This is a genomic window from Methylobacillus sp. (assembly GCF_036844465.1).
Lineage (GTDB): Bacteria > Pseudomonadota > Gammaproteobacteria > Burkholderiales > Methylophilaceae > Methylobacillus.
Genome location: NZ_DAIUFW010000003.1, coordinates 73691 through 94416, shown reverse-complemented (window position 1 = coordinate 94416; position 20726 = coordinate 73691). Strand labels below are relative to the sequence as shown.

General features: G+C 55.6%; 14 protein-coding genes. 5 read left to right on the top strand and 9 right to left on the bottom strand.

Features of this window, described 5'->3' with window-relative positions:
* Nucleotides 1-35 precede the first annotated feature (35 nt).
* Genes yddG through V7Z75_RS04790 form a run of 4 tightly spaced genes read right to left on the bottom strand, consistent with a single transcriptional unit; the run spans nt 36 to nt 6673 of the window.
* Nucleotides 36-938, bottom strand: coding sequence for an aromatic amino acid DMT transporter YddG (yddG, locus tag V7Z75_RS04805; RefSeq protein ID WP_334107487.1), 903 nt, complete (start codon nt 936-938; stop codon nt 36-38).
* A gap of 45 nt (nt 939-983) precedes the next feature.
* Nucleotides 984-2375 (bottom strand): efflux transporter outer membrane subunit, encoded by a 1392-nt coding sequence (locus V7Z75_RS04800; protein ID WP_334107486.1) that lies wholly within the window; start codon nt 2373-2375, stop codon nt 984-986.
* On the bottom strand, nt 2372-5485 hold the full coding sequence (locus V7Z75_RS04795; RefSeq protein ID WP_334107485.1) for a multidrug efflux RND transporter permease subunit: 3114 nt from the start codon (nt 5483-5485) through the stop codon (nt 2372-2374). Before V7Z75_RS04795 ends, V7Z75_RS04800 begins: the two co-directional genes overlap by 4 nt.
* Nucleotides 5486-5515: 30 nt before the next feature.
* Nucleotides 5516-6673, bottom strand: a complete 1158-nt coding sequence (locus V7Z75_RS04790; protein ID WP_334107484.1) for a MexX/AxyX family multidrug efflux RND transporter periplasmic adaptor subunit — start codon at nt 6671-6673, stop codon at nt 5516-5518.
* Nucleotides 6674-6840: 167 nt separating this feature from the next.
* On the opposite strand from V7Z75_RS04790, the gene V7Z75_RS04785 reads away from it, so the two are divergent.
* Nucleotides 6841-7479: a TetR family transcriptional regulator gene (locus tag V7Z75_RS04785; protein WP_334107483.1), complete on the top strand. Its 639-nt coding sequence runs from the start codon at nt 6841-6843 to the stop codon at nt 7477-7479.
* Nucleotides 7480-7484: 5 nt separating this feature from the next.
* Here the strand turns inward: V7Z75_RS04785 and V7Z75_RS04780 are convergent, their stop codons facing one another.
* The 4 genes from V7Z75_RS04780 to glgB form a co-directional block, all read right to left on the bottom strand.
* Nucleotides 7485-8057 (bottom strand): manganese efflux pump MntP, encoded by a 573-nt coding sequence (locus V7Z75_RS04780; protein ID WP_334107482.1) that lies wholly within the window; start codon nt 8055-8057, stop codon nt 7485-7487.
* Nucleotides 8058-8190: 133 nt separating this feature from the next.
* The gene (locus tag V7Z75_RS04775) at nt 8191-8940 is read right to left on the bottom strand and encodes a lipopolysaccharide kinase InaA family protein (RefSeq protein ID WP_334107481.1); all 750 of its coding nucleotides are present in this window, start codon (nt 8938-8940) and stop codon (nt 8191-8193) included.
* 137 nt (nt 8941-9077) lie between these two features.
* The gene (locus V7Z75_RS04770; protein WP_334107480.1) at nt 9078-9449 is read right to left on the bottom strand and encodes a hypothetical protein; all 372 of its coding nucleotides are present in this window, start codon (nt 9447-9449) and stop codon (nt 9078-9080) included.
* Nucleotides 9450-9555: 106 nt separating this feature from the next.
* Nucleotides 9556-11748 (bottom strand): 1,4-alpha-glucan branching protein GlgB, encoded by a 2193-nt coding sequence (glgB, locus tag V7Z75_RS04765; protein WP_334107479.1) that lies wholly within the window; start codon nt 11746-11748, stop codon nt 9556-9558.
* 197 nt (nt 11749-11945) lie between these two features.
* On the opposite strand from glgB, the gene glgC reads away from it, so the two are divergent.
* The 4 genes from glgC (at nt 11946) to V7Z75_RS04745 (ending at nt 18056) form a co-directional block, all read left to right on the top strand.
* Complete coding sequence (glgC, locus tag V7Z75_RS04760) at nt 11946-13229, top strand: glucose-1-phosphate adenylyltransferase (protein WP_334107478.1); 1284 nt, start codon at nt 11946-11948, stop codon at nt 13227-13229.
* Between the two features lie 79 nt (nt 13230-13308).
* The gene (locus tag V7Z75_RS04755) at nt 13309-15060 is read left to right on the top strand and encodes a glycoside hydrolase family 57 protein (protein ID WP_334107477.1); all 1752 of its coding nucleotides are present in this window, start codon (nt 13309-13311) and stop codon (nt 15058-15060) included.
* 24 nt (nt 15061-15084) lie between these two features.
* Nucleotides 15085-17103 (top strand): alpha-amylase/4-alpha-glucanotransferase domain-containing protein, encoded by a 2019-nt coding sequence (locus tag V7Z75_RS04750; RefSeq protein ID WP_334107476.1) that lies wholly within the window; start codon nt 15085-15087, stop codon nt 17101-17103.
* Between the two features lie 35 nt (nt 17104-17138).
* Nucleotides 17139-18056, top strand: coding sequence for an ROK family protein (locus V7Z75_RS04745; RefSeq protein WP_334107475.1), 918 nt, complete (start codon nt 17139-17141; stop codon nt 18054-18056).
* Nucleotides 18057-18124: 68 nt separating this feature from the next.
* On the opposite strand, the gene V7Z75_RS04740 is transcribed toward V7Z75_RS04745, so the two are convergent.
* The gene (locus tag V7Z75_RS04740; RefSeq protein WP_334107474.1) at nt 18125-20719 is read right to left on the bottom strand and encodes a glycosyltransferase; all 2595 of its coding nucleotides are present in this window, start codon (nt 20717-20719) and stop codon (nt 18125-18127) included.
* Nucleotides 20720-20726: the final 7 nt, after the last annotated feature.

Below are 20726 nucleotides of genomic sequence, written 5' to 3'. Positions count from 1 at the left end.
TGCTGATGAAGTGAGCAAACAGCTGATCGGGTTCATCATGCAGTGCGGGTTGCCCACCAGCATCCAAGGGAGCCCAAGGTGACCATGCCAACTCCATAAAAGAAATCTGTGCCGGGCGTGATATTGAGCCATACGCTGGTGAATATGGCAGAAAGAACCGGCGTGAAATAGGAGAGGATGGCCATGAGGGTCATATTGCCGTGCTGGATGCCGTGGTTCCAGCATGAATATGCGGTTGCCATGAGCGCTCCGAGCACCAGGACTTGCGTGAGTCCGCCGGTGTGCAGTGCCAAGGGCGGTTCATTGCCGATCACATATAAAAGCCACAAGGCAGCGGCCGTCGCCAGCATGAACAAGGGAATGCCGTTGATGCCATTGCCGAAGCGCCGGGTCAATACCGTATAGGCAGGCCAGAGAAAAGCGGCGCAGAATGCCAATGCATACGCGGGCGTATTGCTTTGCATGTTTTGCCATAGCAATTCAACCGACCATGCGCTATCTCCCTTGATTACCCAGCTGATGCCCACGATGCAAAGGGCAATGGCAGGCAGCAATAGCCATGAGGCTGATTGCTGGCGCGCCAGGATGGCAAACACTACCGTCAGGGCGGGCCAGAGGTAATTGATCATGCCTAACTCCAGTGCCTGTTCGCGGTTATGCGCCAGCCCGATGGACAAGGCCATGGAGGTTTCATAAGCAATGAAAAACAATCCACCCAGCCAGAGGTAAATCCGGGGGAAGCTACCGAGTCTGGGCCGCCCTGGCGCCAGGCAGGCCAGGAAGCCAGCAACAGTGAAGATCAAGGCAGATCCGCCAATTGGCCCGAAGATTTCCGAAATACTGCGAAACAGGCCGATGGTTGCCCCCCACATGAAAATGGCTGAGATGCCGATCATGGTGGATGTGGCTTGGTGCCTATAGTTTGAATGAGAGACCAATTCTAATGCTATGAATTATATTGATAAATTAATATTGTCAAAGAATCAGGATTGAGGTTGCCATTCCCCACCCAGCACCTTGAATAGCGTGGTGCTATTGGATAGCGAGAGTTGTTTCAATTGCACCAGCTGCTGCTCGGCATCGAACAGGCTGCGTTGCGCATCCAATACTTCAAGATAATTGGCTATCCCTTTGTCAAATCTGCGGTTTGTTAGGTTGAGGCGTTCCTTCTCGGAATCCGTGATCCGCATCTGCGCCGTGATCTGGGCTTCAATCTGCTCCCGGCTAGCCAGGACATCGGAAACTTCGGTGAATGCGGTCTGGATGGCTCGCTCATACTCGGCAACGCCGATTTCCCGGCGCACGCTGGCCAGGTCGAGATTGGCGCGGTTGCGGCCATGGTTGAAGATGGGCAGAGTGAGCTGCGGGCTGAAGGCCCAGACTTTGGCATGGCCGCCGCTGAACAAGCCGGAAAGGTGCCCGTCCGCCAGCCCGATATTGGTGGTGAGCTGGATGCGCGGAAAGAAGGCGGCCCGCGCCGCGCCGATATTGGCGTTGGCCGCCTTGAGCCGGTGTTCCGCCGCGCGGATGTCGGGGCGGTTTTCCAGCAACGCGGAAGGCAGGCCGGCGGGCAGGGGTGCGAACGCCATCCTGTCCAGAGCGATGTCCTGATCCAATATTGGCTGCCCCGGCTGCCCTGTCAGCAATTGCAAGGCATTGACGGCCTGCGCCTGCTCCCGCCTCAGCGCGGCCAGGCTGGCCTTGGCGCTTTCCAGTTGCAGCTCTGCTGCCTTGAGGTCCAGCGCATTGTCCAGCCCGGTTTGCTGGCGGCGCTGGGTGCGCTGGTAGCCTTGGGTCCTGGACGCCTCGGTTTCGCCTGCCAGTCGGATGCGCTCGGCCAATGCCCGGACATTGACATAGGCGATGGCGACCTCGGCGATCAGGCTGGCACGCGCGCTTTGCTGCGCCTCCTGAGTTGCTAGATAACTTTCCAGGGCGGCGCTGCTCAGGCTTTTGACGCGCCCGAAGAAATCCAGCTCGAAGCCGCTGATGCCCAATCCGACGCGGTATAAGTCGGTATTGATGGTTTGGTCCGGCGTATACAGCGCGCGGCTGCGTTCATAGGCGGCCGTGGCGTCCACGGCTGGCAGGCGGTCGGCGCGCTGGATGCCGTATTGCGCCCGCGCTTCTTCCACCCGCAATGCGGCAATGCGCAGGTCGCGGTTATGGTCCAGGGCGGCCTGGATCAGGCGCTGTAGCTCAGGGTCGGTGAAATATGCCTGCCAGCTGTCGGGCCGGATAGCGGTTTCGCCGTCGCCAGCCACGGCATAGCTCGCAGGAATGGGTGCGTCAGGCCTGGTATAGGCGGGATCAAGCGAGCAAGCGCCCAGCGCCAGGCTCAAAAGGATGACGGCAGGTTTCAGGGGAGCGTTCATGCAGACTCCTGCGCATGATGTTGCGGGCGCTTGATATAGCGCCCGATCACGGCGAAAAACAGGGGAACCAGGAAAATAGCCAGCAAGGTGGCGGTGACGATGCCGCCCAGCACGCTGGTGCCGATGGCCGATTGCGCGCCGGAAGCCGCGCCGGTGGCGATGGCCAGCGGCAGCACGCCCACGCCGAAGGCGAGCGAGGTCATGATGATGGGGCGCAAGCGCAGGCGCGCGGCTTCCAGCGTGGCATCCAGCAGGCTCATGCCGTCGGCGTACAAGTTCTTGGCGACCTCCACGATCAGGATGGCGTTCTTGGCCGACAGGCCGACGGTGGCGATCAGCCCGACCTTGAAGTAGATGTCGTTGGGCATTTCGCGCAAGGTCACGCCGAGCAATGCGCCGAGCACGCCCAGCGGCACCACGAGGATGACCGCCAACGGAATCAGCCAGCTTTCATACAGCGCGGCCAGCGCCAGAAAGACGATCAGCACCGACAGGCCGAACAGCATGGGCGCCTGCGCGCCGGACATGCGCTCTTCCAATGATTGGCCCGACCAGGCATGACCTATGCCGCGCGGCAGGCTGCGGGCGATGCCCTCGATGGCGTTCATGGCGTCGCCGCTGCTGTAGCCGGGCGCAGCATTGCCGTTGATGGTGAAGGAGGGGTAGCCGTTGTAGCGCGTGAGTTGGGGCGGGCCCGAAACCCATTCCAGCGTGACAAATGAAGATAAAGGCACCAGATTGCCGTTGCTGCTGCGCACCCGCAGCTTGCGGATGTCCTCCAGCTCCAGCCTGTCCTTGCCGTCCGCTTGCATGATGACGCGCCTGACCTGGTTGCCGTGCATGAAATCGCCAATGTAACTTGAGCCGAACATGGCAGCCAGCGTGGTGTTGATTTCGTCCATGCCGACGCCCAGGGTTTCCGCCTTGCGCCGGTCGATGTCCAGGCTGACCAGCGCCGCTTCCGGCAAGCCAGCGAACATGAGGTTGGTCAGTACCGGATGCTTGGCCCCTTGCTCCATCAGCTTGTCCTTGGCGGCGAGGAAGGCCTGGTATCCGGCGCCGCTGCGGTCCTGCAGGCGCAGGTCGAAGCCGTTGGAAGAGCCCAGTTCTGGCAGCGGCGGCGTATTGACGGCGTATACGATGGTGTTCTTCAATCCCGTGAACTGCATGTTGACGCGATCTACGATCGCCTTGACGTGTTGTTCCGCATCCTTGCGCTCCTGCCAGTCCTTGAGCGTGGCGAAAATCATGCCGCTGTTGGAGCCGGTGCCGTAGAAGCTGAAGCCGCCGACTTCATAGACATATTTCACCGGCTCGTTCTCGTTCAGGTAATGGGCAATCTGCGCCAGCGTGCCCATGGTTTCATGCATGGTGGCTCCTGCGGGCAATAGCACGGTGATCATGAAGTCGCCCTGGTCCTCGTCGGGCAGGAAGGCGGTTGGCAGGCGCGCGAACATCAGCGCCACCACGGCGATAATGCTGCCATAGACCAGCAGCCAGCGGAGCGGGCGCTTGACGATGGCGGACACCTGTTTCTGGTAACGGCCCGTCAGCGCGGTGAACGCGCGGTTGAACCAACCGAAGAAGCCGCGCTTTTCGTGATGCTCGCTGCCAATCGGCTTGAGCAGGGTGGCACAAAGCGCGGGCGTGAGGGAAAGCGCCAACAGGGCGGAGAAAGCAATGGACACCGCGAGCGACATCGAGAACTGGCGGTAGATGTTGCCGACGGCACCGCTGAAGAACGCCATGGGCAGAAAGACGGATACCAGCACGACCGTAATGCCGACAATCGCGCCGCTGATCTGCCGCATGGCCCTGATGGTGGCCTGGAGCGGGGAAAGGCCTTCTTCCGCCATGATGCGCTCGACGTTTTCCACCACCACGATGGCATCGTCCACTACGATGCCGATCGCTAGCACCATGCCGAACATGGTCAGCACATTGATGGAGAACCCGCCCACGAACATCACGGCAAAGGTGCCGAGCAGGGCGATGGGCACCACGAGGGTGGGAATCAGCGTGGCGCGCAAGTTCTGCATGAATAAGAACATGACGAGGAACACCAGCACCACGGCCTCTATCAGCGTGTTGACGACTTTCTGGATGGAAATCTCGACAAATGCAGAGGTGTCGTAGGGAATCTGGTAGCTGACGCCTGCGGGCAGGTAGCGTACCAGCTCGTCCATGGTGGCGCGGATGCGTTTGACCGTAGCTACCGCGTTGGAGCCTGGCGCCATCTTGACCGCCATGCCGGCGGCATGCAGGCCGTTCACCCTGGAAACGAAGGCATAGTCGCTGCCGCCGAACTCCACCCTGGCGACATCCCTGAGCAGGATGGCGGAGCCGTCTGCCTTGGTGCGCAGGGGAATCCGGCCGAATTCCTCCGGCGTGGTCAAGGCATTGTCGGCAATGACGTTGGCGCTGATGGGCGCGGAATCCGGGACGGCCAGGTTGCCCAGATCGCCCACGGTCACCCGCGCATTGTGGCTGCGAATGGCGGAAACCAGGTCGGAAGCCGAGAGGTTCATCGCTGTAAGCTTGGCCGGGTCGGGCCAGATGCGCATGGCGTATTCCGGGCTCCAGATCTGCACCTTGCCCACGCCTTCAACGCGGCGCAATGCCTGCAGGACGTTGGCGGAGGCCAGTTCACCCAGCTCGATTTCCGAGAGGCGGTTGCCTTCGGAGGTGAGGGAGACGATCAGTTGGATGCTGTCGGCGGATTTCTCAATGAATATCCCGTTGCGGCGCACTACTTCCGGCAGACGCGCTTCCACGGTCTTCAGGCGGTTCTGCACTTCGACCGCCGCGAGGTCGGGATTGGTGCCCTGGCGGAAGGTGAGGCTCAGCGAGGCCGTGCCTGGGCTGCTGGTCGCTGAGGTATACATCAGGCCGGGCGCGCCGTTCATTTCACGCTCGATGATGGCGGTGACCGATTCCTCAATCACCCGGGCGGAAGCGCCGGGATAAGTCGCGGTGATATTGACCACGGGCGGGGCGATATCGGGATATTGCGCCACCGGCAGGCCGCGGATGGCGAGCAGGCCCGCGAGGATGATCAGCAGGGCGATGACCCAGGCAAACACCGGGCGCTCAATGAAAAATCTAGCCATGGGAATCCATCATAGGGGTTGCTTGTGGAATTATTGACCGGCGTCCGGCCGTTGCGCTTCGCGCACCTTAACCTTGCTGCCGGGCGTCATCATGGCCGGATTGGTGACAATCACGCGCTCGCCGCCCTTGAGGCCGCTGGTGACGACCCAATGCCCGTCCTGCATGGCGGGGGCCGTGACTGGCAGCGCCTGCACCTGGTCCTGCTCGTCCACCACTATCACGGTGCTGCTTTCCGCCGTGCGCACCAGGGCATCGCGGGGGATGAGGGTGGCGGAGGGGTTCTCGGCCTGTGTCCATTTCACCTGTACATAAGCGCCGGGCAGCAATTCCCGCCCAGGGTTGCGGAACAGGGCGCGCATGGCAACGGTATCGGTATCGCTGTCCACGGCAAGGTCGGAGAAAAACAGTTTGCCGGCATACTCGTATTCGGAGCCGTCCGGGAACACCAGCCTCACTTCCATGCTGTCTTGCGCCACGCCTTGCATTTTTCCGGCCTTGATCGCGCGCTGCAGGGCAATCACTTCGGTGGCGGGTTGCGAGAAATTGACGTAGATCGGGTCGATCTGTTCTATCGTGGTGAGTGGCGTAGGAGAATCCTGCCCGACCAGCGCGCCTTCCGTCACCAGCGCGCGCCGCGTGCGGCCGTCGATCGGCGCGGTGACGCGCGCATAGCCGAGATCCAGATTGGCCTTGTCCAGCTGTGCTTTGGCGGTCAGCACCTGCGCCCTGGCCTGCATTTCCTCGGCTATGGCAGCCTGGTATTCGCGCTCGCTGACGGAATGGTCGCTGGCCAGGTCGCGGTAGCGTTCCAGCTTGTCCACGGCATTGCGCAGGCTGGCCTCAGCGCTAGCCAGGGTTCCGGCAGCCTGGTCGCGCGCCGCGGCAAGTAATTCCGGGTTGATCAGGAACAGCGGCGTGCCTTTTTTCACTTCCTGGCCTTCCTGGTACAGGCGCTCGGTAACGATGCCCGCCACGCGAGCCCTGACTTCCGCCTGGCGATAGGCTTCCAGCCTGCCGGGCATGGAAAGTGTGAGCGGGGTGGTGGTGACGACGGCGATATGCACCTCGACTTCGGGCAGAGCGGCCTCTTCATTGCTGGCTGCCTGCTCCTGGCCGCAGCCAGCCAAGATGACAGCGAGTGCGGCAATGAGCAATGGCCTTCTGTCAGCGATGGAAAATAATGTCATAAAGGTCTTGTAAATCAAATGGTAAGAGATGGACGAGCTGATGCCTGTATGGTTTCCGACATTAAACCATCTCACTGTTAATCTTCGTCAGCACTATAACATAATCAATCATGATTGATTATATATTGCTATAATAACCGGAATGTCATTAAGGTGATGGAGCTGGAATGGCCAGAAAAACCAAGGAAGAATCCCTGCAAACCCGCAAAACTATCCTTGATGCGGCCGAGCGGGTGATCCTGCTGCGCGGCATCAGTTATGCCACGATGGCGGATATTGCGGATGCCGCCCAGGTGTCGCGCGGGGCAGTGTACGGGCATTTCAAGAACAAGATCGAGCTGGCCGTCGCCATGTGCGAGCGGGCCTTGGCGCTGGCGGCCGCGCCAGCGCGCAATCCCGGCACGACGGCGTTGGAAACCCTGTTCGAGCAGGGTATGTATTTCCTTAGGTTGTGTACTGAGCCGGGATCGGTGCAACGCGTGCTGCAGATACTCTATGTGCAGTGCGACATGAACGAGGACAACCAGCCCTTGCTGGAAATCCGCGACCGCTGGGAAACGCAGTGCCGCCAGGAGACCGCGATCCTGATCCGCGAGGCCATGGCGTGCGGGGAGTTGCCAGCCGATCTGGATATCGACCTTGCCAACCTCTACCTGTTTTCCCTGTTCGATGGTATCTACAGCACGCTGTTTTGGACCAACCGCGTCCCGCTCAAGGATAGGTGGCGGATAGCGGAAACCTTGTACCGGGCAGGGTTTGTCGCCTTCACCGATGCGCCGCAATTGCGTGAGCAGCAAAGCGATTGAGAAAGCTATCCCGCAGAGGCGGAGAGATGCTGGTACAGAATTACGCTGCCGATGCTGATCAATATGACACCGCCGATAACTTCCACTGAATGTCTGGAGGCTGAGCCCAGCACGCGCCCCAGCATGACGCCGATAGTGACCATGATGCAGGTTACTACACCTATCATGGCGGCGACGGGCAGGATGTCAACATTCAGGAGCGCCAGACTAACGCCTACACTCATTGCGTCGATACTGGTGCCTAAAGCGGTGATTGCTAGCAAAATAAAGGAATGACTGTGGGGTCTGTTCTGGTTCTCTGTATCCGGCTTGAGGCCAGACCAGATCATGCGTGCGCCCAGCACCAAAAGAATGGCAAAAGCAATCCAGTGATCCCAGGCAGTGACGTAATCAGCGGCTACCCGACCCAGGCACCAGCCTACTAACGGGGTGATTGCTTCAATCGCGCCGAAGATGATGCCGGTACGCAACGCCTCGACCAGACGTGGCTTGTGTAGCATGGCGCCTTTGCCAATGGCGGCGGCAAAAGCATCTGCAGACATGGCTAATGCGAGAAAGAAGGTGGAAAGGATGTTCATGGACAATCAGTTGTAGCGAGGAATACTCTGCAACCATGGCAGTTGGCCGAGCAGATTATTTCCTAAAGCGGCGGGATTCTACTATAAAAAACATGCAGGGATGATGATGCCTGCATGTCGATTAATGCTGCATTTATTTTTTTTTGCGATCAGAGCGAGCCTGAATCTTCCGCGCAATCCATTTAAGCCGTGTGTTGAGTTTATTTACGCCATAGTATTGTTTGAGGAAATAGAGCCTGGTACTGCGGCTCAAATGCATCAAGTCACGATTCAATGTCGCCAGGTCTGACAGAGTGCACATCACAGGCAATAGCTTTATCCGGGCTTTTTCCAGATCAATCAACACACTCTCAAAATTTTCCTGCGGCATTTCTCGGACAAAAATATGCTTGGGATAAAGCGCGCGATGCTGAAAACGAGCGCGATGCAACTGCCTGATGGTGCGCGCTATCGAAGCGATCAGTTTGCGTTGCTTGGCCCTGCTGCCATCTTCACTGAAAACCTGGTGGATGACTTGATCAAGCGGAACATGATCAACAAGCTCGGCAGTCAATAGCACTGCGCTGACATCCCCACCTTCTTTTTTTTCAGAGAAAAAAAGCGGGGTAGGAACAGGAATACCGTGCCTCGAAAGGCGGAGCAGGTTCTGATGTTCGCAGTAAAAGGTGGAAACTCCGCGCCAGGGATGCAGCCAGGTTTTACGCATGAAGTTGTGTTGACGCTTGAGAAATGCATATACCGGGCTGCTTGTATTGGTCACTTCCAGCGGAATGCGGCTGACGCCGCTCCATCCCTGACGGTGCTGGTTGGGAGGTTCAAACCAATCGCCAGCGTGATTCCAGAGCGAGTCAAAATCCAGTTTAGACAGAAATTGAGGGCGCATGAAAAATTTGCATAACCATGTAACAGAATTGTCATCATGTTACCCACAAAACTTCATCAATTGGTAAAACCCCGGCAAAAAATGCAATGTTTCAGGCAAGGTGCATAAAAAGGCATGGTTGCCATAGCGGCACATGTTTAGGGCTTGGGTTGGGAAATCCAATAAAAAATGATTGGGCTGAGCAGCAGGTTCATGATGCTCAGGAAATCCGTGATCTGATGCAGGCGCAACAAATGCTGGTGGCGCTTCAGGTAGCGCTGCCTGAATTGGCTGATATCTACTTCCTGGTCCAGCGATTTGATATCAAAAATATAACGATCGGTGATGAAATTCATGCTCATGGCCACTGCTGTGAATAACAGCAAAAGCCCTAATGCGATGAAAAATACATATGGGTCATCCTCAACCTTGGTCAGGAAGAAGGCAAGCAGTGGGAAGATATAGCCGACAAGCAATAAACAAAAGCTTGAATAGACATAACGCCTGGTCAAGGCACGGTATTCACTCATTCTGGGGGGAAGGGGAGGGTAAATAGCAATATTTCGAATATATCACTTTGAATGCGCGTTTGGCGTATCCAAAGTGATAATTTAAGGCTTGAGCAGGTCTGGGCGCTTAATCTGGCTTGCTTAGCTGGATAATGGTCCCGCCTAGCGGTGGCAGGGTGGCAACAATGGATTGCGCATGACCCATCCATGGCTTGGCTTCGGTTTGCAGGCCTTTACCATTGCCGGTATTGCTGCCGCCATAACATGCTGCGTCACTATTGAAGATTTCGCGATAATAGCCGGGCTTGGCGACGCCAATGCGGTAGCCGCTGCGCACCACTGGCGTAAAGTTCAGCAATACCAGGACAAAGCTGCCATCGCGCGCGCGGCGCAGGTAGTTGATGATGGATTGGTCGCTGTCGTTGCAATCTATCCATTCAAATCCTTCGGGGCTGAAATCCAGTTCATGCAAGGCAGTCAATTGGCGGTACAAGTTTGCCAGATCCCTGTTTAGCTGTTGTACTCCCTGGTGCCAATGGTTTTCAAGCAATTGCCAATCCAGACTGCTGTTGACATTCCATTCCCGGCCCTGGCCGAATTCATTGCCCATGAAGTTGAGTTTCTTGCCGGTCATGGTCATCTGGTAAGTCATCAACAAGCGCAGGTTGGCGAATTTCTGCCAGGCATCGCCTGGCATTTTGTCCAGTAGTGAGCGTTTTCCATGCACAACCTCGTCGTGCGAGAACGGCAGGACGAAATTTTCGCTATAGGCATAGAGCTGGCCGAATGTCAGTTTGTCATGATGGAAGCGGCGATGCACCGGATTGTGCTCAAAATAGGAAAGAGTGTCGTTCATCCAACCCATGTTCCATTTCATGGAAAAGCCGAGTCCGCCGAGATAAACAGGGCGTGAAATCATCGGCCAGGCAGTCGACTCCTCGGCAATGGTCAGGGCGCCGGGAAAATCTTCATGCACCATGACGTTGAGTTGCTTCAGGAAGTCGATGGCGTCAAGATTTTCGCGTCCGCCATGACGGTTGGGGAGCCATTCGCCAGCTTTGCGGGAGTAATCCAGGTAAAGCATGGACGCCACGGCATCTACCCGCAGCCCATCAATATGGAATTCTGCGAGCCAGTAATGCGCATTGGCCAACAGGAAATTGCGTACTTCGTTGCGGCCATAGTTGAAAATATAGGTACCCCAGTCCTGGTGTTCGCCCAGGCGCGGGTCTTCATGTTCATACAGGGCCGAGCCATCAAAGCGTGCCAAGGCCCAGTCGTCCTTGGGGAAGTGTCCAGGCACCCAATCCAGAATAACGCCTATACCGGCCTGGTGACAGCAATCAATCAGATAGCGCAGATCGTCGGGGCTGCCGAAGCGGTTGGTGGCGGCAAAATAGCCGGTCGTCTGGTAACCCCATGATTCATTAAGGGGGTGTTCTGAAATAGGCAACAGCTCTATATGCGTATAACCCATTTTTTGCACATAAGGCACCAGCTCATGTGCGAGTTCACGGTAGGTCAGAAACTTGCCGTCAGCATTTCGGCGCCACGAGCCAAGGTGCACTTCGTAGCAGTTGAGCGGAGCATGCAGCCAATCTGCCAGGGCACGTTGCTCCAGCCATGCATCGTCCTGCCAGACATAGTCGCCGGATGGGGTGACCCTGGCGGACGTTCCCGGACGCGCTTCAAAGCTGAAACCATAAGGGTCGGTCTTGACATGGATATGGCTAGTATGGCGATTGCGAATCTCGAATTTATACAGGTCGCTGGTGGTGAGATTGGGGATGAAAATTTCCCATACACCGCTGCTTCCATGAACACGCATGGGATGTATGCGTCCATCCCATCGGTTGAAGCTGCCGATGACGCTAACCCGTTCGGCAGTAGGTGCCCAGACGGCAAAACGCACGCCCTGCACGCCTTGCTGCTCACACAGGTGGGCGCCGAATGTGAGATAGGCCTGTTTTAAGCGCCCCTGGCCAAAAAGATAAAGTTCGTCGGTAGAAATACTGGGCCAGAATGAGTAGGGGTCGTAGGTTTCCCAAGTGTGGCCGTTTTCTTCCAACCTGATTTTGCATGGGACTACTGGCGGCACGACGCCTGTCCATTCAAATGCTCCCGCTTCATGGATGCGCTGCAAGGCTTGCCAGCCGGAGGGAGTTTCCAGCCATACCTTGCTTGCATATGGCTGAAAGGCACGAAACACATATTGACCATCACTTTGGTGCAAGCCCAGGTAGGCAAAGGGATCATGGTGCCTAGCATCAATGATGTGTGTGAGCTGAGGATTTTGTTTTATCTTGGCCACAATAGTCATCCAATTCTTGAGCTTGTTCGACGAGAAAATCTACTTCAATGCTGCAGTGACACGACTTTCAGTAAGAATACTATAGCGCACAAGAAAACTTCGTGCCTATAATGGTTCAAAAATTATAAGACCTAGCGAATTGGCCCGATTCGCACACTGTTAGCTAAAACGTCATATCCAAACTATTTAAGTCAGGAGGGGCAAAAATGCAGCACCAGGAATTAGGTTCTTCTCGTTTTGTCAGTACATTGACAAAAAACACAGTCGCGTTGATTTTAGCTGGCGGACGAGGTAGCCGGCTTAAGGAACTTACCAACTGGACAGCAAAGCCGGCTGTGCCATTTGGCGGCAAGTTCCGCATCATCGATTTCCCACTTTCCAATTGCATTAATTCGGGCATCCGACGCATCGGCGTTGTCACACAATACAAGGCGCACACCCTGATTCAGCATATCCAGCGTGGCTGGGGTTTTCTGCGCGGTGAGTTCAATGAATTCGTGGATTTGCTGCCAGCCCAGCAGCGGGTGCAGGAAACCTGGTACCAGGGCACGGCAGATGCGGTGTTCCAGAACCTGGATATCTTGCGACAGACCAACGCCGAATTTGTCCTGATCCTTGCTGGAGATCATATATACAAAATGGATTACGGCCAGATGCTGGTCGCTCACGTTCGCACCAAGGCGGATATGACCGTTGCATGTATCAACGTGCCGATCAACGAAGCCAAGGCTTTCGGTGTGATGAGCGTGGATGAGAATGACCGGGTTCTGAAATTCGACGAAAAGCCCGCCAACCCGACCTGCTTGCCCGATAATCCAGAGCAGGCACTGGCCAGCATGGGAATTTACGTCTTTAGCGCTGCTTTTCTTTACGAACAGCTGGTGCGTGATGCGAGCGACCCATATTCTTCCCATGATTTCGGCCACGACATCATTCCCTATCTGATTGATAAGCATCGGGTCTATGCCCATCGTTTTATCGATAGTTGCGTGGGAGCGACAGATGGCACCTATTATTGGCGGGATGTTGGCACGGTAGATGCCTACTGGGGAGCCAATATGGAGCTCACCAAAGTAGTGCCTGACCTGAACCTCTATGATGGACAATGGCCGATCTGGACATATCAGGAGCAATTGCCGCCTGCCAAGTTTGTATTTGACAACGAAGATCGGCGCGGGCATGCAACAGATTCCTTGATCTCGGGTGGTTGCATCATCAGCGGTGCCAATGTCCGCAATTCAGTGCTGTTTTCCGATGTGCGGGTGAATAGTTACAGCAATATCGATGAAGCTGTCATCCTGCCCAAGGTGGATATCGGGCGTAATGTGATTTTGCGCCGTGTCGTGGTGGATAGTGGCTCACGCATTCCTGATGGCATGGAAATCGGGGTTGACCTGGAGCAGGACCGCGGGCGTTTCCATGTGACTGATCAGGGCGTCGTGCTGGTCACACCCGATATGCTGGGGCAGAACCTGCATCACTTTCGGTAGTAGAGATAATGCACAGCCCGGCTCATGCCGGGCTGTGCAGCCCGCTGCTTGTCTCAAACCAAAAATAGTAGGTAGTTTTATGTCTGCGACCCTTCCCAAGCTGTATATCAATCTGTATTGGCACATGCACCAGCCGGATTACCGCGACACGATCAGCGGTGAATATGTGCTGCCATGGACATATCTGCATGCCATCAAGGATTACACCGACATGGCATATCATCTGGAAAACACCCCGGAAGCCCGGGTGAGCTTCAACTTTGTACCTGTGCTGCTGGATCAGCTGGAAGATTATGCAGAGCAGCTGGATAGTGGAAATATCCGTGACCCGTTGCTGGCCCTGCTTGTCAGGGAGGACATGAAGTCATTGACCCATGATGAGCGCTGCCTGATCCTGGAGAGTTGTTTCAAGGGGCACCACGAAAAGATGCTTGCTCCATTTGAGCATTATCAGTGCCTCTATAATATGTATACCAAGCTGGAGCCGCGCGGCAAAAGCATGTTCAATTACCTGTCCGGCCAGTACATGGCGGATTTGATCGTCTGGTATCACCTGGCCTGGACCGGCGAAAGCATACGCCGTAATAACACGGATATTCAGGCGCTAATGAACAAAGGCAGCCAGTTTACGCTGGAGGATAGGCAAACACTGTTTAGCGTGATTGCTGACATCATGCGCAACCTGATCCCGCGCTATCGCGCGCTGGAGACTTCCGGGCAGATTGAGCTTTCCACCACGCCGCATTACCATCCTATCCTGCCATTGCTGCTGGATTTCCGCTCGGCACGGGATGCCATGCCTTATGCGCCTTTGCCGCAATATCCGCAATATCCCGGTGGCAGACAGCGTGCGCAGGTGCATATAGAAAAGGCCCAGGCTTCGCACAAGCACCGCTTTGGCAAGCTGCCCAAAGGCATGTGGCCGGCAGAAGGGGCCGTCTCCTATGAAGCGTTATCCTTGCTTGCGGAACACGGAGTGCAGTGGGCGGCTACGGGAGAAGGTGTATTGGCCAACAGCTTGTATAAATCCTCCGATATCAGGGAGCTTGCTCCCCGCAATGAATATCTCTACAAACCCTATCAGGTGAGCAAGGGCGATCATGCAATTGTTTGTTTCTTCCGTGATGATCTTCTATCCGACAAAATCGGCTTCGAATATGCCAATCAACATGCTGACAATGCAGTAGCGGATTTCGTCGGCAGTCTGGAACATATCCAGGCCCAAAATACCAGCGGCCAACCGCTTGTGGTCAGTATTATCCTGGATGGGGAAAATGCTTGGGAATACTATCCTTATAACGGCTATTACTTTTTGAGCCAGTTGTATGCGGCATTAAGCCAGCATGAAAATATCGTAATGGCGACTCCCAGTGAGCTGGTGGAAAAGTGCCTTCAGGAGGAACCTGAGATTCCTTTGGAGAAATTGACTGCTGTGGCAGCAGGCAGCTGGGTTTACGGAAGCTTTAGCACCTGGATAGGTAGCCCGGACAAGAACAGGGGCTGGGACCTGCTGTGTAAGGCAAAAAAAGCCTACGATACTGTCATGCAGCAAGGAATACTCAGCAAGGCCGAGATCATGGCTGCCAGCCGCCAATTGGCGATTTGCGAAGGTTCTGACTGGTTCTGGTGGTTTGGCGACTATAACTCGGCCTTGAGCGTTAGCAGTTTCGACTGCCTATTCCGTCTCAATCTTGCCAATCTTTATAACCTGCTCAAGCTTGAAGCCCCGAAAAACCTGGAGTTGGCCATCAGCAGCGGCACTACTGACTCCATGGCAGCCAATGCCGGCACCATGCGTCGAGGACAGGCTACCGGGCCATCGTCTATCTAAATAATTATGGAACAGGAATCAAAAGTGGCTAAGACCGTTGCTTTACTCCTTGGCGTGCATGCGCACCAGCCAGTGGGGAATTTCGAGAGCGTGCTGGAAGATGCGCATGCAAGATGTTATGGACCATTCCTGCGGGTGATGCATGAATATCCGGCTTTCCATTTCGCCATCCACATCAGCGGTTGGCTCTTGGAGTATATGCTGGAGCATTTCCCTGAAGATATGGAGCTGCTGCGCGAAATGGTGCGCCGCGGACAGGCGGAACTGTTCGGAGCCGGTTTTACCGAGCCTGTACTGGCTTCGATTCCTGCGAAGGACCGCCTCGGCCAGATCAATACCTTGTCCAGTTTTATCCAGCAAAAGCTTGGCGAGACTCCCCAGGGCGCATGGTTGACCGAGCGGGTCTGGGAATCCAGCGTGGTGCCGTCCCTGGCCGATGCCGGGATTCAATATGTCACGGTGGATGATTACCACTTCATGTGTGCGGGCAAGGATGGCAAATCTCTCGATGGCTTTTACACCGCCGAGGAGGATGGCCGACAGGTGGATCTGTTCCCGATTTCCGAGGCGTTGCGCTACCGATTGCCGTTTTCCCCTGCGGATGAGGTGGTGGCATATCTCGAAAGCCTGGCGCAGGATAATACCCAAGCCGCCGCAGTGTATTTCGATGATATCGAGAAATTCGGCATTTGGCCCGAAACCTACCATTGGGTCTATGAAAAGGGTTGGTTGCGCCAGTTCGTGGAAGGGGTGCTCAATTCCGAGATCATCAAGCCCATGAAGTATTCCGATTACCACAAGCAGGCCAGAACCAAAGGCGTGGTATATCTGCCAACCACTTCTTATATAGAAATGAACGAATGGACTTTGCCAGTGCCGGCCGCTCACCATTACGCCGACCTGGTCGCGCAGGAACGGCAGCACCAGCGGTATGACGTCACCAAGCCGTTCGTACGCGGTGGTATCTGGCGCAATTTCATGATGCGCTATCCGGAGTCCAACTGGATGCACAAGCGCATGCTGGCGTTATCCAAACGCTACCATGGCCTGAAGCCTACGCAACAGACTGCTGAAATGCTGCGGCTGCTGTATGAAGCACAAGCAAACGATGCCTATTGGCATGGACTGTTCGGCGGCCTGTACCTGCCGCATTTGCGGCGTGCGGTCTACCATGCATTGATCAGGCTGGAAAGATTGCTGGATAAAGTGGATAAGCGTCCGGCAGCGCAAGTGCTTGATCTCGACCTGGATGGCCATGATGAACTTTTCATCCAGAATGGCCTTCTGCAGGCTGCGGTAAAACTGGATGGTACGGCAGCCATCGTGGAGCTGGACAGTTATCTGCTCAACCAGAATTTTGGCGATACACTGACCCGTCAGGCTGAGCATTATCATCGCAAGATTCATGCGGCTCCCGAACATCATCATCAAAGCGACGGGATTGCCAATCCCCACGAGCAAATGGGTTCCAAGCATGAGATCCTGCCGGGCGATCTGGAGGTAGATGGGCATCGCAAGGCGATGTTTCACGATAGCTGGCTGGATCATGGAGCCAATATTTCCCTGCAGTATCATCAGGATGATGCATTGAAGGCGGAGTTTAATGCTGCCTTGCCAGGCATGAACGCTGTTCTCGGCAAGCAATACAAGCTGGAAGAAAATACTCTAAAAGTTAGCTACAAGTTATTGAGTACCAATAAATTACCAGGAAGGTTGCGCGTAGAGATCAATCTTGCCATGCCAAGTTGCGATGGTCCAGCTGGCCGCTTCAGTCAGGGAGATCATATCCTCGGAGGATTTGGCCAACCGCTCAGTATGGACGAATGGCAGGAATTATTCCTCGACGATGATGTGCTAGGTGGCACGCTGGCTTTGCAAAGCAGCAGTCCGGCCAGCTATTTTAGCTATCCGCATTTCTCGGTATCCCAGTCAGAGGCCGGTTTTGAGAAGATCATGCAGGCTGTGACCATTATTCTGGAGTGGCCGTGCGAGGCGTTGGTTTCGGGAGTGGAAGTCAGCATAAAATTTATTAAAAACAAATGAATATATAGTTTTATTGATATTTGTTAGTGGGTTATATGGCAAAGCTTAGTTTAGGTGTGGATATTGGGGGTACCAATTTCAGAATTGGCGTGGTGCAAGGTAAGACAGTGATTCATGAGCAGCGCTTTCCTGCAGATTTTTCATCCATTTGCAAACGATACGCTCCCGTCACTGCCATGCAGGAAATCCTGCGCATCAGCCTGTCAGCATTGCAGCAGGCCATCAAGCTATACCCAGAGATAGGAGCGATCGGCATAGGTTTTCCCGGGTTCATTGATCCAGTAAAAGGTTATGTCATTCAATCTCCCAATCTGCCCGGTTTGCATAACGTCGATATTGCTGGAGAGCTTGGAAAATTGATCGGTTTGCCGGTCAGGATGGAAAATGATGCGCTGGTCGCTGCGCTGGGGGAATTCACGCTGCTTCAGCAAGCGCCACGCAGCATGGTTTATATCGGGCTGGGAACAGGCGTGGGGGGCGGGCTTATTCATGCTGCGCGCCCTTACCCTGGCGATCACGGCATGGCGATGGAAATAGGGCATTTGATTACAGAGCCTGGTGGTCGGCAATGTGGCTGTGGTAATCGCGGCTGCCTTGAGCAATATGCGGCAGCGCCGGGCGTGGTAGCCAGTTACAAGGAGGCGACGGGCGATACCCTGTCCGCGCATGATATTGCACGTAAGGCTGGAGAAGGGGATGCCGTCGCGTTTGAAGCTTATGCTGTTGCCGGGCTGCACCTGGGGCGAGCTATTGCGCATCTTGCCAAAATATTGGACCCGCAGCTTGTCCTGATCGGGGGCGGTATGAGCCAGGCATGGCCATATCTTGCCCCTGCGCTGCAGGCGCAGTTGGATGCAGATGTGATTCCCGCGCTTAAGGGCAAGGTGGAGATCAGGCTATCGGACAGTGGCGATAAGGCCGGGATTATTGGTGCGGCGCATCTGGTGCAATGAACTGAAGTTTAGGGCACATAAAAAAACGGCTATGGAATCCATAGCCGTTTTTGTTTGCCTGGGCAGTTTTACTGCTTGACGGCTTCTGCTTGCTTAACCGCCTTGGGTTCGCTGTCAGGCAGTTGCGCAATGATCTGGCAGGCCAGCGTACTCCAGTAGGGCAGGGATTGCAGCGTCAGCATGGTGACCCATAGTTGCGCATCCAGGTTATTGAAGCCGCGTGCATACAACATCGCGCCAGCCGAAACGATCAAGGCGAGCAATAGCAGGACTTCTTCACGGATAGGGGTAAGCAGGCCGAAAATACTACCCTTGGCAGCTTTGCCCTTGTTGGTGGTCTTGAACACGCCTCGCTTCTGGATCATGCCCATCATGATGCCGCGCGCGATCGTATGCGAGAGACCCAGCCCGGCCAGCGAAGCGCCGAAAATATCGGACCATTTGCAGTCCATGGTCTTGCGGTAGAGGATGGGGCCTAGTGCGCCCTTGACCACCAGGAAACACAGCACAGGCGTCAACATGATGGAGACCGGCAGGCTGAACGACTTGGGAAAGGCCAGCATGGCCAGGGTCCAGCCGATGGAACTCAAGGTGAAGATCAATTGCAGGCCGTCGCCCAGCCAGCCGGTCAGGAAGTGGTAGCGCTGGCCGAAGCTGAGTGTGGATTTGCCCAGCAGTTTGGGCAGGTGGTGCTTGAGGATCTGCATGGCGCCGAAAGCCCAGCGGAAACGTTGCGATTTCAATGCCTCGAAGTTGGCAGGGGTGAGGCCGCGACCAAAGACGCGGTCGATATAGCGCAACTCGTAGCCACCTTCCAGCAGGCGCAGGCCAAGCTCCGTATCCTCGCAAATGCACCACTCTGACCAGCCGCCAAGATCGACCAGGGCGTTGCGACGTACCAAAGTCATGGTGCCGTGCTGGATGAGCGCGTTGCGTTCGTGGCGATGGTGCATGCCGATGCGGAAGAAGCCTTCGAACTCCCAGTTGCTCATGCGGCGGAAGAAATTGTTCTCGAATTCGCGGTGCGCCTGGGGAGCCTGTACTACGGCGACGCCTTGGTCCTTGAAGTGGGGAATAAGCACCGCTAGCCAGTCGCGCGTCACCACGTAATCGGCATCCACTACACCCACGACTTCGGCCCGCGGGTCGGTTTCCTGCAACGCGAAGTTGAGCGCACCAGCCTTGAAACCCGGCCATTGCGGCAAGTGGTAGAACTTGAAGTTGGCGGGGAGCCTGGACATGTACTCCTCGACCGGCTTCCACTTGCTCTCGTCCTTGGTGTTGTTGTCGATCACGAGGACTTCGTAATTGGTGTAATCGAGCTGCGCCAGGCTTTCAATGGTGGCAATCACCATCTCGGGCGGCTCGTTATAGCAAGCGAGATGAATGGAAACGAAGGCCTCCTGATCTGCAGGCACCGGCGCGGCAGGCTTGTAGCCGCGAATCCAGTAGCCCTTGAACATGACCTCGCTGAACTCCACGGCATAGGTCATCAGCACGGCCGTAGTCATAAGTAACCCAAGGATCAAGGCGACCAGGATGATCATGTCGCGCAGGGAATAGTAATAATCCCCTGGCAGATTCCAGGTGACCACCAGCACGGTGATGCAAGCCTGCAGCAGGATAGCGAGGGAAATCTGCGCGCCCGTGCCCCAGGTGCGGAATCGCACTGCAACGATAAGGATAGGAATAAAGGCAAGCAGCGAACCCCATAATGCCTTGGAAACCCAGCGTAAATCCTTGGGCACGGCGCCGTGCAGGGAGTATTTTTCCTGGCGTTCGGCATCGAACATGCCCCAGTAGGGGCCAGCCCAGCCTTCGATCTTCACTTTCCAGGGTTGGTCGATGGCCTCCATGAGGTAATAGTCATATTGCTCATACGCAGTCTTGGCGAGGAATTCCCGCACAAATCTGGCCTGGTTCACATTGGAGGCGACAGAGGCATCTATGGTTGGCCCCTTGCTTGGCCAGCCGATTTCGCCAATGACGATTTTCTTGCGCGGATATTTGTCGATAAGTTCGTTGTAACGCTCTAAAGCATAATCCACGGCTTTCTCAGCGGGCAGGCCCTCGTGGTAAGGCAGCAGGTGGACGGTGATGAAATCGACATGCTTGACCAATTGCGGATAACGCAGCCAGACATGCCAAGGCTCGGCGGTGGAAACCGGCACGCGTGATGTGCGTCGCGCCTCCTCAAGATAGGCAATGATTTCGTCAGGTGTCAGGTCGCCGCGCAGGATGGCTTCGTTACCGACAATGATGCGCTCGATGTTGGGATAGACGGCAGCCCGGGCCAGCAATGCATCCAGCTCCCGCTTGTTATCATCATGGTCGGGACCAAGCCATGCGCCAGCTGTTACTTTGAGGCCGAGCCGGGCGGCCAGGGCGGTAGTTTCCGGGTTTTCAAGCGCGCCATAGATACGGATGCGGTTGGTGTATTTTTTCATCAGCTCCAGATCGTTCAATATCTCTGAAGGACTGGGATATTTGCGTTCCTGAGGACTTTGTCCGATCTGATATCCGCTATAGGCGAAACCATTGACAATGGGGGGAGCGTCGATCAGGGGAAGCGCACGGTTGATGACTTCCCAGATGCCGAAGTGCAGCAGGGTGACTGCTAACGCAATGATCAGGGCTTTGCTGTATTTATTGATAAATTTCATATGGTTA

Bases quoted from the DNA above. Each gene is read 5' to 3' on its own strand.
- V7Z75_RS04800 (WP_334107486.1), bottom strand. From the start codon at position 2,375: ATGAACGCTCCCCTGAAACCTGCCGTCATCCTTTTGAGCCTGGCGCTG.
- V7Z75_RS04795 (WP_334107485.1), bottom strand. From the start codon at position 5,485: ATGGCTAGATTTTTCATTGAGCGCCCGGTGTTTGCCTGGGTCATCGCC.
- V7Z75_RS04790 (WP_334107484.1), bottom strand. From the start codon at position 6,673: ATGACATTATTTTCCATCGCTGACAGAAGGCCATTGCTCATTGCCGCA.
- V7Z75_RS04785 (WP_334107483.1), top strand. From the start codon at position 6,841: ATGGCCAGAAAAACCAAGGAAGAATCCCTGCAAACCCGCAAAACTATC.
- V7Z75_RS04780 (WP_334107482.1), bottom strand. From the start codon at position 8,057: ATGAACATCCTTTCCACCTTCTTTCTCGCATTAGCCATGTCTGCAGAT.
- V7Z75_RS04775 (WP_334107481.1), bottom strand. From the start codon at position 8,940: ATGCGCCCTCAATTTCTGTCTAAACTGGATTTTGACTCGCTCTGGAAT.
- V7Z75_RS04770 (WP_334107480.1), bottom strand. From the start codon at position 9,449: ATGAGTGAATACCGTGCCTTGACCAGGCGTTATGTCTATTCAAGCTTT.
- glgB (WP_334107479.1), bottom strand. From the start codon at position 11,748: ATGACTATTGTGGCCAAGATAAAACAAAATCCTCAGCTCACACACATC.
- glgC (WP_334107478.1), top strand. From the start codon at position 11,946: ATGCAGCACCAGGAATTAGGTTCTTCTCGTTTTGTCAGTACATTGACA.
- V7Z75_RS04755 (WP_334107477.1), top strand. From the start codon at position 13,309: ATGTCTGCGACCCTTCCCAAGCTGTATATCAATCTGTATTGGCACATG.
- V7Z75_RS04745 (WP_334107475.1), top strand. From the start codon at position 17,139: ATGGCAAAGCTTAGTTTAGGTGTGGATATTGGGGGTACCAATTTCAGA.
- V7Z75_RS04740 (WP_334107474.1), bottom strand. From the start codon at position 20,719: ATGAAATTTATCAATAAATACAGCAAAGCCCTGATCATTGCGTTAGCA.